The organism is Kluyvera sp. CHPC 1.2972, assembly GCF_036759925.1.
Classification (GTDB): Bacteria; Pseudomonadota; Gammaproteobacteria; order Enterobacterales; family Enterobacteriaceae; genus Kluyvera.
This window is the reverse complement of sequence record NZ_JAPKIB010000001.1, coordinates 562,658-577,668: the sequence shown is the minus strand read 5'-3', so window position 1 is coordinate 577,668 and position 15,011 is coordinate 562,658. Positions and strand designations below refer to the sequence as shown.

Sequence of the window (15,011 nt, the reverse complement as noted above, 5' to 3'; positions counted from 1 at the left end):
CTTTTTCTCAGATGTGCCCGTCGCCGACTAGCTGGTGCAGACAGTCGTGCAGCAGCTGCAAAGGGCTGCCGCTCACCGGGGGCTCGCTGGCAATCAGCGACACCTGGCGATAGAACGGCGGCTCCAGCGGCACTGAGCGTAGCGGTTGCTCCAGCGTTTTCAGGGTCAGCTCCGGCAGCAGCGCGATGCCCAGCCCCTGGCGGATAAAGCTCATCGCCGTGCTGGGGTGGTTAAATTCGTATTGAATGTTGGGGGTAATATTCATGCCGGCAAACAGCGACATGATGCTCATTTCATAGCGCCCTTTGCTGACAATCAGCGGCTCGTCGAACAAGGCGTTCAGCGAAATGGCTTTTTTCTCCGCAAAGGAATGATTATCTGGCACCACGACGGCAAAACGGTCTTTATAGACCGGGGCAACAAACATGCCCTCAACCGGAATATGCACAAAGCCGGCATCAATATTATTGTCGCGAATCGCGTCGATAATTTCGGCGCTGTTGGCCTCGTGAGGAACGATTTTAATATTGGGATGATGCTGTTCAAAATAGCGCACCACCTCCGGCAGTACGCTGGCGCAAATGCTCGGAAAACAGCCGATACGCAGCTGGCGCAGCGGCGTTTTTTTCTCCTGCTCGGCAATCTCTTTGACCGCGCTGACTTCGCTCATCAGGCGGCGAAGGTGGGCCACGATGCGCACGCCTGCTACCGTCAGCGTGATGGCTTTACGGCGCTCGCGCACGAGTATAGCGACACCCAGCTCCTCTTCCAGCGCAGCAATAGCCTGGCTGACGGCGGACTGGGTCATGTAAAGCCGCTTACCCGCCTCGGTGAATCCACCGCATTCGAGAACCGTTAACAGCGCACCGATCTGCGTTAGTGTCATTAGTTTTTCCTAATTAAAGCTATTAAGATGATTAATTTTACTAATTTACATCGTCTGCTTATAATTTTTCTACGGACTGAATCACACAATCACGCACGCAATTATTTGTGTTTTTAATGCATTCTTGAATTATATATTCGTGATGAATGTGATAATGCGCGCCGTTTAATTAGGTTGCATATAAATGAAAGAAAAATTATGGACTAAAGATTTTTGGGCAATCACGATTATTAGCTTTATTATCTTCTTCGTATTTTATGTTCTTCTCACGCTCCTGCCGATTTATATCGCCGATAACCTCCACGCCACGGCGGATAAAGCCGGGCTGTTGGTGACTTTCTTCCTCGCCGCCGCGATTATCGTCCGCCCGTTTGCCGGGCAATGGGTGGGGAAATACTCGAACAAAACGATTCTGATGCTCTCCTCCCTGGCGTTTTTAGCGGTGACTGCACTGTATCCGTTCTGTCATTCCATTGAAGCACTGCTTTTTATTCGCGTGCTGCACGGTATTACCTTTGGGGTGATCACCACGGTGAAGGGGACGATCTCTGCGCGCCTGATTCCTGCTTCCCGACGTGGGGAGGGCATCAGCTTTTTCTCTTTAGCTATGGGGCTGGCGATGGTTGTCGGGCCGTGGATTGGCCTGAATATGGCGCGGCATAGCGCGTTTACCCAGGCGTTCTGGATGTGTACCGTCGTCTCAGCCATTGGTATCGTGTTGTCATTGATTGTTCGCGTGCCGCCGGTCATTCGCCATGCCGATGGTTCTCAGCCAAAGCTGGGCTTCTCCGCTATGTTCGACCGCGCCGCCATGCCGTTTGCGCTGGTCACCTTCTTTATGACCTTCTCCTACGCTGGCGTTTCTGCGTTCCTCGCCCTGTATGCGCGTGAGCTGGATCTGATGGCTGCCGCCAGCAACTTCCTGCTGTGCTACGCCATTTTCCTGATGATCTGCCGCGCCTTTACCGGCAACATTTGCGATAAAAAAGGGCCGAAATACGTGGTCTATCCTTGTCTGCTGGCGTTCACTATCGGGCTGGTCGTGCTGGGATACACTCACGGCAGCGTGTCGATGATTCTGGCGGGGGCGTTAATTGGTATTGGCTACGGTTCGGTGACGCCTATCTTCCAGACGCAAATTATCAGCTCGGTGGAGCCGCATAAAATCGGCGTGGCGAACTCGCTGTTCTTTAATGCGATGGATGCCGGGCTGGCGATTGGCGCTTTCGTGATGGGGATGATGGTGGAAGGCGTGGGCTACCGCGCCATTTACCTGGTCGGCGCGCTGCTGGTGGTGCTGGCCGGAGCGCTGTATATCTCACAGATGAAGCGCCGTGGCGCGATGCCGCTCGTGAGCGCGCACGAGGTACACTAAGCCGTATGGGGCCAGAGAAAAATATATTTTTTTTGGCCCTATGTAACCTGTTAATTCCATCCCACTATCTCCTCTTTTAGTTATTATTCCCTTCTGTTTAATTTATTTGTTAAGAAAATATCACCATTGGGTTTTCGGTGTGTTTATTTTTCATTCGTCAATTGTATTGGTGGTGGGGTGGTAATATTAATGGGGGATGTTTTTGCACTTTTATTATCCTTTTGCATTGCTGTAATCGGGTCTGTCGATCAATTATTTTATATTGATCGATGTATTCGATTGGTGGTAGTGTACGATGACCTTATTAGTAAGGTTGGGATTCAAAAAAATTTAATTTATTTTTTGTGTAAATAATATCATTGCGGTGAATGGTTTTATTGTGTTGTATTCACTGTTAATATCAACCGGTTAAAATTTTCTAATAAATATATATGCAACCTTGGATGGATTTCGAGGTCTGGAGATCTTCATGGAAAGAACACGGTGTTATTCTAGCCTCTGCTCATGCTGCTATTTTTTTATAGGAAGAGCATTCCTGATGTTGCTGGGGGTACTTTTCATTAGTACTCGAGGTTTTTCGGCCACGGTCACATGTAATGTGAATAACAGCTATCCTGCCTGGACAACGCTTAATACGCCGTTTGAATTAAATATCGGTCAGGTCAATGCTGCAAAAAACGCCAATATGACCGTGGGGGCAGGAGTTGCGGACTATACCGTGCTGTACACTATTTCGCAGGTTAACGTCGGAAACCTCGGTGAGACATGCTCTACAACATCCGGTTTATACATGTACTACACCATGTTGAGTGCGCATGGGGCGGTTTTAAATACTATCGGTAATGATGCTATTTATCCTACTTCGGTGCCGGGTATTGGCATTTCAATAAAGACGGCTTATTTGTTGTCAAATAGGCCGATCAAGCTATATCCAGAAGGGCAGGTTTGGAACAGCGTTGTAAACGGGCAGGGGTATTGGGTAGCCATTACTATCTGGAAAGTTCCTGGAACCATTCCGGTCTCTGCGGGTTCTATCTCTTTCACGGGGCCAACGCTTGCTCCAGTGATTATGGGCTCAGGCGTGACATTTACCAGTAGCGATCAAAACAGGATACTGGATGGCGGTAAAGCTTGGATCAACGGTTCCCGAGTGTTAACTGGAACGCTGATGATCCAGCCAACCACCTGCGATTTGGTTATGCCTAATACGACGGTACAAATGGGAACGCACGATGGTGGCGGTAGAGGAGATTCGGCCTGGAAAGATGCGAGTTTCAAATTGTCATGCTCAAATGCATACGGTTATGGTGGTAGTTTGTCTTCGATCGATGGTTATAACTCACCGAATGGTGTTGCCTCTGCTTCGACTCTAAGCGCAAATTCGGTAAAAAATAACCCTATTCGCATTCAAATTCAGCCTTATACCCCGGTGATCGATGCCACCTCTGGCATTTTGGCACTCGATGGTACTGGCGCGGAAGGATACGGTATCCAACTTGCCTGGGGTGATGCGACGACGCAGAATTCAGGAGTACCGGCTAATCCCGTTCAGCTTAATGCCTGGACCTCCGCGAATTCACTGAACTCGGCGTATAGCTCAAGTGCTTATGCTATTGGCGCTTCGGCGATAAGCGGTACGGCGGATGGGACGATAAAAATGGCGGCACGCTATATCCGAACCAGCGGAGATATCGTGGCGGGGCCGGCAAATGCGGCAGTTGAAGTGTTAGCTAACTATGAGTAATGCATGGCATCCGAATAGAAAACGCCAGGGTTTCTATTGCGGATGTCGGGTTTACGCATTGAGAGGGTTGTCAGATAAGGCTAGCGCCCTATAAATATAGGGCGCTTTTACATCTCAATCTCAATATCACCCTTTGCCCTGCAGCAGCAGGGCAAAATTTCACCCGGCTGGATAAAGGCCAGCGGTTCGGTCAGCCAGTCGACCTGGCCCGACACCAACCGCGTGCGGCAGGAGCCGCAGTAGCCTTCGCGGCACTGGTATTCCACCTCAACGTTGTGAGACTCCAGCGCCGCCAGTAGGGAAGGGTGTTCATCCTGGCACTGCAAACGCGTGCCAGAGATGCGCAGAAAAACGCGGCTCATTAGAGCTGGAAGTCGCTGAGATCGTCAGTATTGACTTCTGAGTCAATCTGGCCGACCAGATAGGAGCTCACTTCCACTTCCTGCGGGGCAACCTGCACGTTATCGGACACCAGCCAGGTGTTGATCCACGGAATTGGGTTGGAGCGGGTCTGGAACGGCAGATCCAGGCCAACCGCCTGCATACGGATGTTGGTGATGTACTCAACGTACTGGCACAGAATGTCTTTGTTCAGGCCAATCATCGAGCCGTCGCGGAACAGATAATCTGCCCACTCTTTTTCCTGCACCGCAGCCTGTACGAACAGGTCATAGCACTCCTGTTTGCACTCTTCCGCAATCTCCGCCATCTCTGGGTCATCCGCGCCGCTGCGCAGCAGGTTCAGCATGTGCTGGGTGCCGGTCAGGTGCAGTGCTTCATCGCGGGCGATCAGACGAATAATTTTGGCGTTGCCTTCCATCAGTTCGCGCTCGGCGAAGGCGAAGGAGCAGGCGAAGCTGACGTAGAAGCGGATCGCTTCCAGCGCGTTCACGCTCATCAGACAGATGTAGAGTTTCTTTTTCAGCTCGCGCAGGTTCACGGTCACGGTTTTGCCGTTGACGGTGTGGGTGCCTTCACCCAGCAGGTGCCAGTAGCTGGTCATTTCGATCAGCTCGTCGTAATAGCTGGAGATACCTTCCGCGCGCTTCTGAATCTGTTCGTTGGTAACGATGTCATCAAACACAATCGCCGGATCGTTGACGATGTTGCGGATGATGTGGGTGTAAGAGCGTGAGTGGATGGTTTCAGAGAACGCCCACGTTTCAACCCAGGTTTCCAGTTCCGGAATGGAAATCAGCGGCAGCAGCGCGACGTTCGGGCTACGTCCCTGGATGGAGTCCAGCAGGGTTTGATACTTCAGGTTGCTGATGAAGATATGCTTTTCGTGTTCCGGCAGCGCCTGGTAGTCGATACGGTCGCGGGACACGTCAACTTCTTCCGGACGCCAGAAGAAGGAGAGCTGCTTTTCAATCAGTTTTTCGAAGATGTCATATTTCTGCTGGTCGTAGCGTGCCACGTTGACCGGCTGGCCAAAGAACATCGGCTCTTTGAGCTGATCGTTTTTCGTCTGTGAAAAAGTGGTATATGCCATTGATGTCAATCCTGTCTGGAGAGTAATGCCGGATGGCGGTTACTTACCTGCTTACAATATCATCGCAAATAAATCCGTACACCGAATAAGGTTTTGGTCGATACGGAAATCAAAGGCCGGGTCAGCGTATCGCTGCCCGGCAATCGTTATTAGATCTTACAAGCGCCGCTTTCGCAGCCGTCGTCCTGAATGGACGGAACCAGATCGTCCTGCGCATCTTCTGCACCGTCACGGGTGTTCTGGTAGTACAGGGTCTTCACGCCAAATTTATAGGCGGTAAGCAGGTCTTTCAGCAGCTGCTGCATCGGGACTTTGCCAGATGGGAAGCGCGTCGGATCGTAGTTGGTGTTGGCCGAGATAGACTGGTCGATAAACTTCTGCATGATACCTACCAGCTGCAGATAGCCGTCGTTGTTCGGCATTTCCCACAGCAGCTCGTAAGCGTTGTGCAGGTGTTCGTAGTCCGGCACCACCTGGCGCAGGATCCCGTCTTTCGACGCTTTGATGCTCACGTAGCCGCGCGGCGGCTCGATGCCGTTGGTGGCGTTGGAGATCTGCGAAGAGGTCTCGGACGGCATCAGGGCAGAGAGCGTGGAGTTACGCAGGCCGTGCGTCTTAATAGACTCACGCAGCGTTTCCCAATCCAGATGCAGCGGCTCGTTGGCAATTGCATCCAGGTCTTTCTTATAGGTGTCGATCGGCAGAATGCCCTGCGAGTAGGTGGTTTCGTTGAACCACGGGCAGGCACCTTGCTCTTTCGCCAGCTCGTTGGAGGCCTTCAGCAGGTAGTACTGAATCGCTTCGAAGGTCTGGTGCGTCAAGTTGTTGGCGCTGCCGTCGGAGTAACGCTTGCCGTTTTTCGCCAGCCAGTAGGCGTAGTTGATAACGCCGATACCCAGCGTACGACGACCCATTGCGCCACGTTCAGCGGCTTTAATTGGGTAGTCCTGGTAGTCCAGCAGGGCATCCAGTGCGCGCACCGCCAGCACCGCCAGCTCTTCCAGCTCGTCCAGGCTTTTGATAGCGCCCAGGTTGAAGGCGGACAGCGTACACAGAGCGATTTCGCCGTTTTCGTCGTTCACGTCGTCCAGCGGTTTGGTCGGCAGGGCGATTTCCAGGCACAGGTTAGACTGGCGCACCGGCGCGACTACCGGGTCAAACGGGCTGTGGGTGTTGCAGTGGTCAACGTTCTGGATGTAGATACGGCCGGTAGAGGCACGTTCCTGCATCATCAGGGAGAACAGTTCGACCGCTTTCACGCGCTGTTTGCGGATGCTGTCGTCGTTCTCATATTTTGTGTACAGACGTTCGAACTCGTCCTGGTCGGCGAAGAACGCGTCGTACAGGCCTGGGACGTCGGATGGGCTGAACAGGGTGATGTCGCCGCCTTTCAGCAGACGGGTGTACATCAGCTTGTTGATCTGTACGCCGTAGTCCATATGACGCACGCGGTTGCCTTCCACGCCACGGTTGTTTTTCAGTACCAGCAGGCTTTCCACTTCCAGGTGCCACATTGGGTAGAACAGGGTGGCTGCACCACCGCGTACGCCGCCCTGGGAGCAGGATTTAACCGCCGTCTGGAAGTGCTTATAGAACGGAATACAGCCGGTATGGAACGCTTCGCCGCCGCGAATCGGGCTACCCAGCGCACGAATGCGGCCGGCGTTGATGCCGATACCGGCGCGCTGGGAAACGTATTTCACAATGGCGCTGGAGGTGGCGTTGATGGAATCCAGGCTGTCGCCACACTCGATCAGTACGCAAGAGCTGAACTGACGCGTTGGGGTACGCACGCCGGACATAATCGGCGTAGGCAGAGAAATTTTGAACGTGGAAACCGCATCGTAGAAGCGCTTCACGTAGCTCAGACGGGTTTCACGCGGGTAGTTCGAGAACAGGCACGCGGCGACCAGAATATAGAGGAACTGGGCGCTCTCGTAGATTTCGCCGGTGACGCGGTTCTGTACCAGGTATTTCCCTTCTAGCTGCTTAACGGCAGCGTAGGAGAAGGTCATGTCACGGTCGTGAACAATGAACGAGTCCATCTGCTTGAACTCTTCTTCCGTATAGTCTTCCAGCAGATGATTGTCGTATTTACCCAGGTTAACCATGTGTTTGACATGGTCGAACAGTGCTGGTGGTTCAAACTGGCCGTAGGCTTTTTTGCGCAGGTGGAATACCGCCAGGCGCGCGGCCAGGTACTGGTAGTCTGGTGCTTCGCTGGAGATCAGGTCTGCTGCTGCTTTGATAATGGTTTCATGAATGTCGGACGTTTTAATCCCGTCGTAGAACTGGATGTGTGAACGCAGTTCGACCTGAGAAATCGAAACGTTGTGCAGCCCTTCGGCGGCCCAATCCAGCACGCGATGAATTTTGTCGAGGTTAATGCGTTCTGTGCGGCCGTCACGCTTAGTCACCAGCAGACTCTGATTCATGTGATTTTTACCTGTCCGTGAAAAGGAAAATATCCCCTGATTTATCCACAATTGCCGTTGTAGCAAAACCTGTGGATAAATACTACATGTAGGGGTTCGTTGATTAATTAAACGCTATATGGTGAGTATTCTAGTCCGGATTCTTTTGAGTACAAGGGTTGATTTTGACGTTAACTTGAGGTTGATAAAGCGTGAAAAAGGCGAAGTCCACGGCGCATAAGGGCTGGCGGGAATGTCAATAATTTGCAAAAAAAAATGAAAATTTGATCGAGTGCTGATTTCTTCGTCGAAGGGAGAAATTGCGCAATATGATGTAGCGCAATTTTGTCGTAGGTGCCTCCCATGATTGGTAGGCGACATATAGGCCGGATAAGCGCAGCGCCATCCGGCATGGGTTGTTTACTCTGCTTTTGCGGTGGTGTGCAGCATATAGTTAACGTCGACGCCCGGCGCCAGCTTAAAGCTGTTGGTTATCGGGTTGTAGTGCAGACCAATCATATGGCGCTCTTTCAGTACGGTCTGGTCAACCCAGCTCAGCAGTTCGGCCGGCTTGATAAATTTCTTCACGTCGTGAGTGCCTTTTGGCACCATGCGCAGGATGTACTCCGCGCCAACCACCGCCATCAGCCAGGATTTGCCGTTGCGGTTGAGCGTGGAGAAGAAGACCTGACCGCCGGGTTTCACCAGTTTGGCGCAGGCTTTCACCACCGACTGCGGGTCCGGAACGTGTTCCAGCATCTCCATGCAGGTCACCACGTCATACTGCCCGGCGTGTTTTGCCGCGTGCTCTTCGACGGTTTCTTGCACGTAGTCGACCGGAATACCGGTTTCCAGCGAGTGCAGCTTTGCCACCTGTAGCGGCTCAAAGCCCATATCCAGCCCGGTGACCGTGGCACCTTCACGCGCCATGCTTTCGGCCAGAATGCCGCCGCCGCAGCCGACATCCAGCACTTTTTTGCCAAACAGGCCGCCGGAACGTTCGGCGATGTAGCCCAGACGCAGCGGGTTAATGCGGTGCAGAGGCTTAAATTCCCCCTCCAGATCCCACCAGCGTGACGCGACGGCCTCGAATTTGGCGATCTCTTCGTGGTCTACGTTGTGCGCTACCGCAGCTTTTTCGGCATTCATGGCTGTTCCTGCTCCTTATTTCGTTATTGAGAGCGAGTATATCAGTACCACGGTGTGAATAAAGCGTTCGCGGGGTGCTAATGGGTTTACCTGTCTTTACGCTAATGTGTTATAATTTGCGACCTTTGAATCCGGGAATACAGTAGAGGGATAGCGGTTAGATGAGCGACCTTGCGAGAGAAATTACACCGGTCAACATTGAGGAAGAGCTAAAGAACTCTTATCTGGATTATGCGATGTCGGTCATTGTTGGCCGTGCGCTACCGGATGTCCGAGATGGCCTGAAGCCGGTACACCGTCGCGTACTTTACGCCATGAACGTATTGGGCAATGACTGGAACAAAGCCTACAAAAAATCAGCCCGTGTCGTGGGTGACGTGATCGGTAAATATCACCCGCATGGTGATACTGCCGTCTATGACACTATCGTCCGTATGGCACAGCCATTCTCGCTGCGATACATGCTGGTAGATGGTCAAGGTAACTTCGGTTCTGTCGATGGCGACTCCGCCGCAGCGATGCGTTATACGGAAATCCGTATGTCGAAAATCGCTCATGAGCTGATGGCCGATCTGGAAAAAGAGACGGTGGACTTCGTCGATAACTACGACGGCACCGAACGTATTCCAGATGTAATGCCGACCAAAATTCCTAACCTGCTGGTTAACGGTGCCTCTGGTATCGCTGTAGGTATGGCCACCAACATTCCACCGCACAACCTGACGGAAGTGATCAACGGCTGTCTGGCATATGTCGACAACGAAGACATCACCATCGAAGGTTTGATGGAACATATCCCAGGCCCGGATTTCCCGACTGCCGCCATCATCAACGGCCGCCGTGGGATTGAAGAGGCCTATCGTACCGGTCGTGGCAAAGTGTACATTCGCGCCCGCGCGGAAGTCGAAGCCGACGCCAAAACCGGTCGTGAAACCATCATCGTGCACGAAATTCCGTATCAGGTGAACAAAGCGCGCCTGATCGAGAAAATCGCCGAGCTGGTAAAAGATAAACGCGTTGAAGGCATCAGCGCGCTGCGTGACGAGTCTGATAAAGACGGTATGCGCATCGTGATCGAAGTAAAACGCGACGCGGTCGGGGAAGTGGTGCTGAACAACCTCTACTCTCAGACCCAGCTGCAGGTCTCCTTCGGTATCAACATGGTTGCCCTGCACCATGGTCAGCCGAAGATCATGAACCTGAAAGAGATTATCGCTGCGTTCGTGCGTCACCGCCGTGAAGTGGTGACCCGCCGTACCATTTTCGAACTGCGTAAAGCTCGTGACCGTGCGCACATCCTGGAAGCGCTGGCCGTTGCGCTGGCAAACATCGATCCGATCATTGAACTGATCCGTCGTGCGCCAACCCCAGCCGAAGCGAAAGCGGGCCTGGTGGCACAGTCGTGGGAACTGGGCAACGTTTCCGCGATGCTGGAACGCGCGGGTGATGACGCGGCGCGTCCAGAGTGGCTGGAACCTGAGTTTGGCGTTCGTGACGGTAAATACTACCTGACCGAACAGCAGGCACAGGCGATTCTGGATCTGCGTCTGCAGAAACTGACCGGCCTTGAGCATGAAAAACTGCTCGACGAGTACAAAGAGCTGCTGGAACAGATCGCTGAACTGCTGCGCATTCTGGGCAGCGCCGAGCGTCTGATGGAAGTGATCCGTGAAGAGCTGGAGCTGGTTCGTGAACAGTTTGGTGATGCGCGTCGTACTGAAATCACCGCCAACAGCGCCGATATTAATATCGAAGATCTGATCAGCCAGGAAGATGTTGTCGTTACGCTGTCTCACCAGGGTTACGTTAAATATCAGCCACTTACCGACTACGAAGCTCAGCGTCGTGGCGGTAAAGGCAAGTCAGCTGCCCGTATTAAAGAAGAAGACTTTATCGACCGCCTGCTGGTGGCCAACACCCACGACACGATCCTCTGCTTCTCCAGCCGTGGTCGTCTGTACTGGATGAAGGTGTATCAGCTGCCGGAAGCGAGCCGCGGCGCGCGTGGCCGTCCGATCGTCAACCTGCTGCCGCTGGAAGCGAACGAACGTATCACCGCCATCCTGCCGGTACGCGAGTACGAAGAGGGCGTGAACGTCTTTATGGCGACCGCCAGCGGCACCGTGAAGAAAACGGCGCTGACCGAGTTCAGCCGTCCGCGTTCTGCCGGTATTATCGCGGTGAACCTGAACGAAGGCGACGAACTGATTGGCGTTGACCTGACTTCCGGCTCCGATGAAGTCATGCTGTTCTCTGCCGCCGGTAAAGTGGTGCGCTTTAAAGAAGATGCCGTCCGCGCCATGGGTCGTACTGCGACCGGCGTACGCGGTATTAAGCTTGCGGAAAAAGACAGCGTGGTATCGCTGATTGTTCCACGTGGCGAAGGCGCAATCCTGACCGTCACCCAGAACGGCTACGGTAAACGTACTGCTGCCGAAGAGTATCCGACCAAGTCGCGTGCGACGCAGGGCGTTATCTCTATCAAAGTCACCGAGCGTAACGGCTCCGTGGTGGGCGCGGTGCAGGTCGACGACTGCGACCAGATCATGATGATCACCGATGCCGGTACGCTGGTGCGTACTCGCGTGTCGGAAGTCAGCGTGGTAGGGCGTAACACCCAGGGCGTTATCCTCATCCGTACTGCGGAAGATGAAAACGTAGTGGGTCTGCAGCGCGTGGCCGAGCCGGTTGATGACGAAGAACTGGACGCTATCGACGGTAGCGTGGCGGAAGGCGACGATGATATCGTGCCGGAAACCGACAGCGATGACGACGTCGCGGACGATGCTGAAGAGTAATCGTTGAGCAACGTTGAGAAAGGGCCGGTGAAAACTGGCCCTTTTTTATGTGTGCGGCATTCCCGGCGTCGCTGCGCTCGGCCGGGCTACGTATTCTAATCATTCCCGGCGTCTCTATGCTCATCCGGGCTTCATATCACGTAGCCCGAACGAGGTGCAAAGCACCGACTCCGGGGTGTTCTAAGTGACTCTCTGATTGCGGCTAGCGGCTTTTCCCGCTACCTTAACCACATCCTGTTAGCCCTCAACGGCGGAGTTTCGCCACTTTGAAATATCTTGTCTCCTTTCGCACAACGCTGAAAGTTTCACGTTACCTGTTTCGGGCGCTGGCGCTGCTGCTTTGGCTGCTTATCGCGCTGATTTCCGTCTTCTATATCGTGAATGCCCTGCATCAAAAAGAGTCGGAAATCCGCCAGGAATTTATCCTTAACTCCGATCAGGCCCAGCGTTACTTCCAGCGCACCTCCGATGTGATAAAAGAGCTCAAGTATATTGCGGAAAACCGTCTCACCGCGGCGAACGGCGCGCTGCCGGGCGGGCAGGTAAAAGACAATTCCGATGTGCCGGATTTTGAACCGCTGTTCCCTGACTCTGACTGCGGCACTCTGGATACCACCTGGCGCGGCCCGCTGGAATCGCTCGCCTGGTTCCTGCGCTACTGGCGGGAAAATTTCTCGGCGGCCTACGATCTCAACCGTGTATTTTTAATCGGCAGTGACAACCTGTGCATGGCCAACTTTGGCCTGCGTGAAATGCCGGTGGATCGCAGCGAGGCGCTGAAGGCGCTGCACGAACGCATTATGGCCTATCGCAATGCCCCGCAGGACGATCGCGGCGGCAATCTGTTCTGGGTAGGGCAAGGGCCGCGCCATAGCGTCGGCTACTTCTACGCGCTGACGCCGGTCTATCTGGCGAACCGCCTGCAGGCGTTGCTGGGCGTTGAGCAAACCATTCGCGCAGAAAACTTCTTTACCCCTGGCAGTATGCCAATGGGCGTTTCCATCCTGGATGATAACGGTAATACGCTGATTTCCCTGGCGGGGCCGGATACCAAAATGCATATCAACGCGCGCGGTTTGCAGGAGCGACTGTGGTTCGGCTATACCGCTGGCTACCGTGAGCTGGTGCTGAAAAAGACGCTGTCGCCGTCCTCGCTGAGTATTGTCTACTCGGTGCCGCTGGATGCGGTGCTGGAACGTATTCGTATTCTGGTGCTGAACGCGCTGTTGCTGAACCTACTGACCGGTATTGCGCTGTTTACCATGGCGCGCATGTACGAGCGGCGTATCTTTTTACCGGCTGAATCCGATGCGCTGCGCCTTGAAGAGCACGAGCAGTTCAACCGCAAAATTGTCGCCTCGGCGCCGGTGGGGATCTGTATTCTGCGTACACAGGACGGCACCAACATCCTGAGTAACGAGCTGGCGCATAACTACCTCAATATGCTGACCCACGAGGATCGCCAGCGTCTGACGCAGATTATCTGCGGCCAGCAGGTTAACTTCGTCGATGTGCTCACCAGCAACAATACCAACCTGCAAATCAGCTTCGTTCACTCGCGCTACCGCAACGAAAACGTGGCGATCTGCGTGCTGGTGGACGTTAGTTCCCGTGTCAAAATGGAAGAGTCCTTGCAGGAGATGGCGCAGGCGGCGGAGCAGGCGAGCCAGTCGAAATCGATGTTCCTCGCCACCGTCAGCCACGAGCTGCGTACTCCGTTGTACGGGATTATCGGTAACCTCGACCTGCTGCAAACCAAAGAGCTGCCGAAGGGCGTTGACCGCCTGGTCACAGCGATGAACAACTCCTCCGGGCTGCTGCTGAAGATTATCAGCGATATCCTCGATTTCTCGAAAATTGAGTCCGAGCAGCTGAAAATTGAGCCGCGCGAGTTCTCGCCAAAAGAGGTGATGAACCACATTACCGCCAACTACCTGCCGCTGGTGGTGAGAAAACAGCTCGGCATGTACTGCTTTATTGAGCCGGACGTGCCAATGAAGCTGATGGGCGACCCGATGCGCCTGCAGCAGGTTATCTCTAACCTGCTAAGCAACGCGATTAAGTTTACCGATATCGGCTGCATCGTTTTACATCTGAAGCGCGAAGGGTATTACCTCAGCATCAGCATTCGCGATACCGGTGTCGGGATCCCGGCTAAAGAGGTGGTGCGCCTGTTTGACCCGTTCTTCCAGGTAGGAACCGGCGTGCAGCGCAACTTCCAGGGGACCGGGCTGGGGCTGGCGATTTGTGAGAAGCTGGTCAATATGATGGACGGCGATATTGCGGTGGATACCGAGCCGGGTATGGGCAGCCAGTTTACGCTGCGCATTCCGCTGTACGGTGAGCAGGATTCTACGCCGCTGTCCATCGACGGGCTGGCGAAGATTCGCTGCTGGCTGGCGGTACGCAATGCGTCGCTTTCCGATTTTATTCATTCGCTGCTGAGCTGGCACGGTATTGATGTTCGCCTGTACGACGGCGAAACGCCGGGGCCGGACGATCTACTGATTGCGGATGATGAGCTGTCGCAGCCGTGGGCGGGCAGGGCCGCGGTGGTCTTCTGCCGCCGTCATATCGGTATTCCGCAGGAGTACGCACCGGGTCAGTGGGTGCACAGCGTGGTTTCGCCGCATGAGTTGATGACGCTGTTGGGACGCATCTACCGCGTGAAGGTGGGGACGGGTGATGCGACGGAACTGCAGACCGCGCATGAAATGCCGGCAGACAGCAACGACGATATGATGATCCTTGTGGTCGACGATCACCCAATTAACCGCCGCTTGCTGGCGGATCAGTTGGGATCGCTGGGGTATCAGTGTAAAACCGCCAATGACGGCGTCGACGCGCTGAACGTGTTGAGCAAGAACCACATTGATATTGTGCTCAGCGACGTCAACATGCCGAATATGGACGGTTATCGCCTGACGCAGCGTATTCGCCAACTGGGGCTGACGCTACCGGTCGTCGGGGTGACAGCCAACGCGCTGGCCGAAGAGAAGCAGCGCTGTCTGGAGTCGGGGATGGACAGTTGCCTGTCGAAACCAGTGACGCTGGACGTGCTCAAACAGACGTTAACGGTCTATGCCGCACGAGTCCGTAAAGCGCGGGAATAAAGTATTTTATGGGTAGCCCGGCCAAGCGAAGCGCCGCCGG

9 protein-coding genes are annotated in these 15,011 nt (G+C 54.0%); 4 read left to right on the top strand and 5 right to left on the bottom strand.

Annotation, left to right across the window (positions count from 1 at the left end; all coding sequences use genetic code 11):
- Positions 1–7 precede the first annotated feature (7 nt).
- Entirely contained in the window at positions 8–886 is an 879-nt protein-coding gene (locus V6944_RS02765) for a LysR family transcriptional regulator (protein WP_333497792.1), read from the bottom strand.
- Between the two features lie 184 nt (positions 887–1,070).
- On the opposite strand from V6944_RS02765, the gene V6944_RS02760 reads away from it, so the two are divergent.
- On the top strand, positions 1,071–2,261 hold the full coding sequence (locus tag V6944_RS02760) for an MFS transporter (protein WP_333497791.1): 1,191 nt from the start codon (positions 1,071–1,073) through the stop codon (positions 2,259–2,261).
- A 469-nt stretch (positions 2,262–2,730) separates the two neighbouring features.
- Complete coding sequence (locus V6944_RS02755; protein ID WP_333497790.1) at positions 2,731–4,005, top strand: hypothetical protein; 1,275 nt, start codon at positions 2,731–2,733, stop codon at positions 4,003–4,005.
- Between the two features lie 107 nt (positions 4,006–4,112).
- Here V6944_RS02755 and yfaE read toward each other — a convergent pair whose 3' ends face one another.
- The 4 genes from yfaE to ubiG all read right to left on the bottom strand — a co-directional run bounded on the left by yfaE (position 4,113) and on the right by ubiG (position 9,060).
- A complete protein-coding gene (gene yfaE / locus V6944_RS02750; protein ID WP_035892620.1) occupies positions 4,113–4,367 on the bottom strand; it encodes a class I ribonucleotide reductase maintenance protein YfaE in 255 nt (84 codons plus the stop codon).
- On the bottom strand, positions 4,367–5,497 hold the full coding sequence (gene nrdB / locus V6944_RS02745) for a class Ia ribonucleoside-diphosphate reductase subunit beta (RefSeq protein ID WP_035892621.1): 1,131 nt from the start codon (positions 5,495–5,497) through the stop codon (positions 4,367–4,369). Before nrdB ends, yfaE begins: the two co-directional genes overlap by 1 nt.
- A gap of 149 nt (positions 5,498–5,646) precedes the next feature.
- Complete coding sequence (gene nrdA, locus V6944_RS02740; RefSeq protein ID WP_333497789.1) at positions 5,647–7,932, bottom strand: class 1a ribonucleoside-diphosphate reductase subunit alpha; 2,286 nt, start codon at positions 7,930–7,932, stop codon at positions 5,647–5,649.
- 399 nt (positions 7,933–8,331) lie between these two features.
- Positions 8,332–9,060: a bifunctional 2-polyprenyl-6-hydroxyphenol methylase/3-demethylubiquinol 3-O-methyltransferase UbiG gene (gene ubiG, locus V6944_RS02735; protein ID WP_333497788.1), complete on the bottom strand. Its 729-nt coding sequence runs from the start codon at positions 9,058–9,060 to the stop codon at positions 8,332–8,334.
- A 161-nt stretch (positions 9,061–9,221) separates the two neighbouring features.
- Between ubiG and gyrA the strand changes: the two genes are divergently transcribed.
- Positions 9,222–11,858, top strand: a complete 2,637-nt coding sequence (gyrA, locus tag V6944_RS02730) for a DNA topoisomerase (ATP-hydrolyzing) subunit A (protein ID WP_333497787.1) — start codon at positions 9,222–9,224, stop codon at positions 11,856–11,858.
- Positions 11,859–12,124: 266 nt separating this feature from the next.
- On the top strand, positions 12,125–14,971 hold the full coding sequence (gene rcsC, locus V6944_RS02725; RefSeq protein WP_333497786.1) for a two-component system sensor histidine kinase RcsC: 2,847 nt from the start codon (positions 12,125–12,127) through the stop codon (positions 14,969–14,971).
- The last annotated feature ends 40 nt before the right edge of the window (positions 14,972–15,011 follow it).

Coding starts and splice junctions, on each gene's coding strand:
- yfaE (WP_035892620.1), bottom strand. CDS start 4,367: ATGAGCCGCGTTTTTCTGCGCATCTCTGGCACGCGTTTGCAGTGCCAG.
- nrdA (WP_333497789.1), bottom strand. CDS start 7,932: ATGAATCAGAGTCTGCTGGTGACTAAGCGTGACGGCCGCACAGAACGC.
- gyrA (WP_333497787.1), top strand. CDS start 9,222: ATGAGCGACCTTGCGAGAGAAATTACACCGGTCAACATTGAGGAAGAG.
- V6944_RS02755 (WP_333497790.1), top strand. CDS start 2,731: ATGGAAAGAACACGGTGTTATTCTAGCCTCTGCTCATGCTGCTATTTT.
- V6944_RS02765 (WP_333497792.1), bottom strand. CDS start 886: ATGACACTAACGCAGATCGGTGCGCTGTTAACGGTTCTCGAATGCGGT.
- V6944_RS02760 (WP_333497791.1), top strand. CDS start 1,071: ATGAAAGAAAAATTATGGACTAAAGATTTTTGGGCAATCACGATTATT.
- ubiG (WP_333497788.1), bottom strand. CDS start 9,060: ATGAATGCCGAAAAAGCTGCGGTAGCGCACAACGTAGACCACGAAGAG.
- nrdB (WP_035892621.1), bottom strand. CDS start 5,497: ATGGCATATACCACTTTTTCACAGACGAAAAACGATCAGCTCAAAGAG.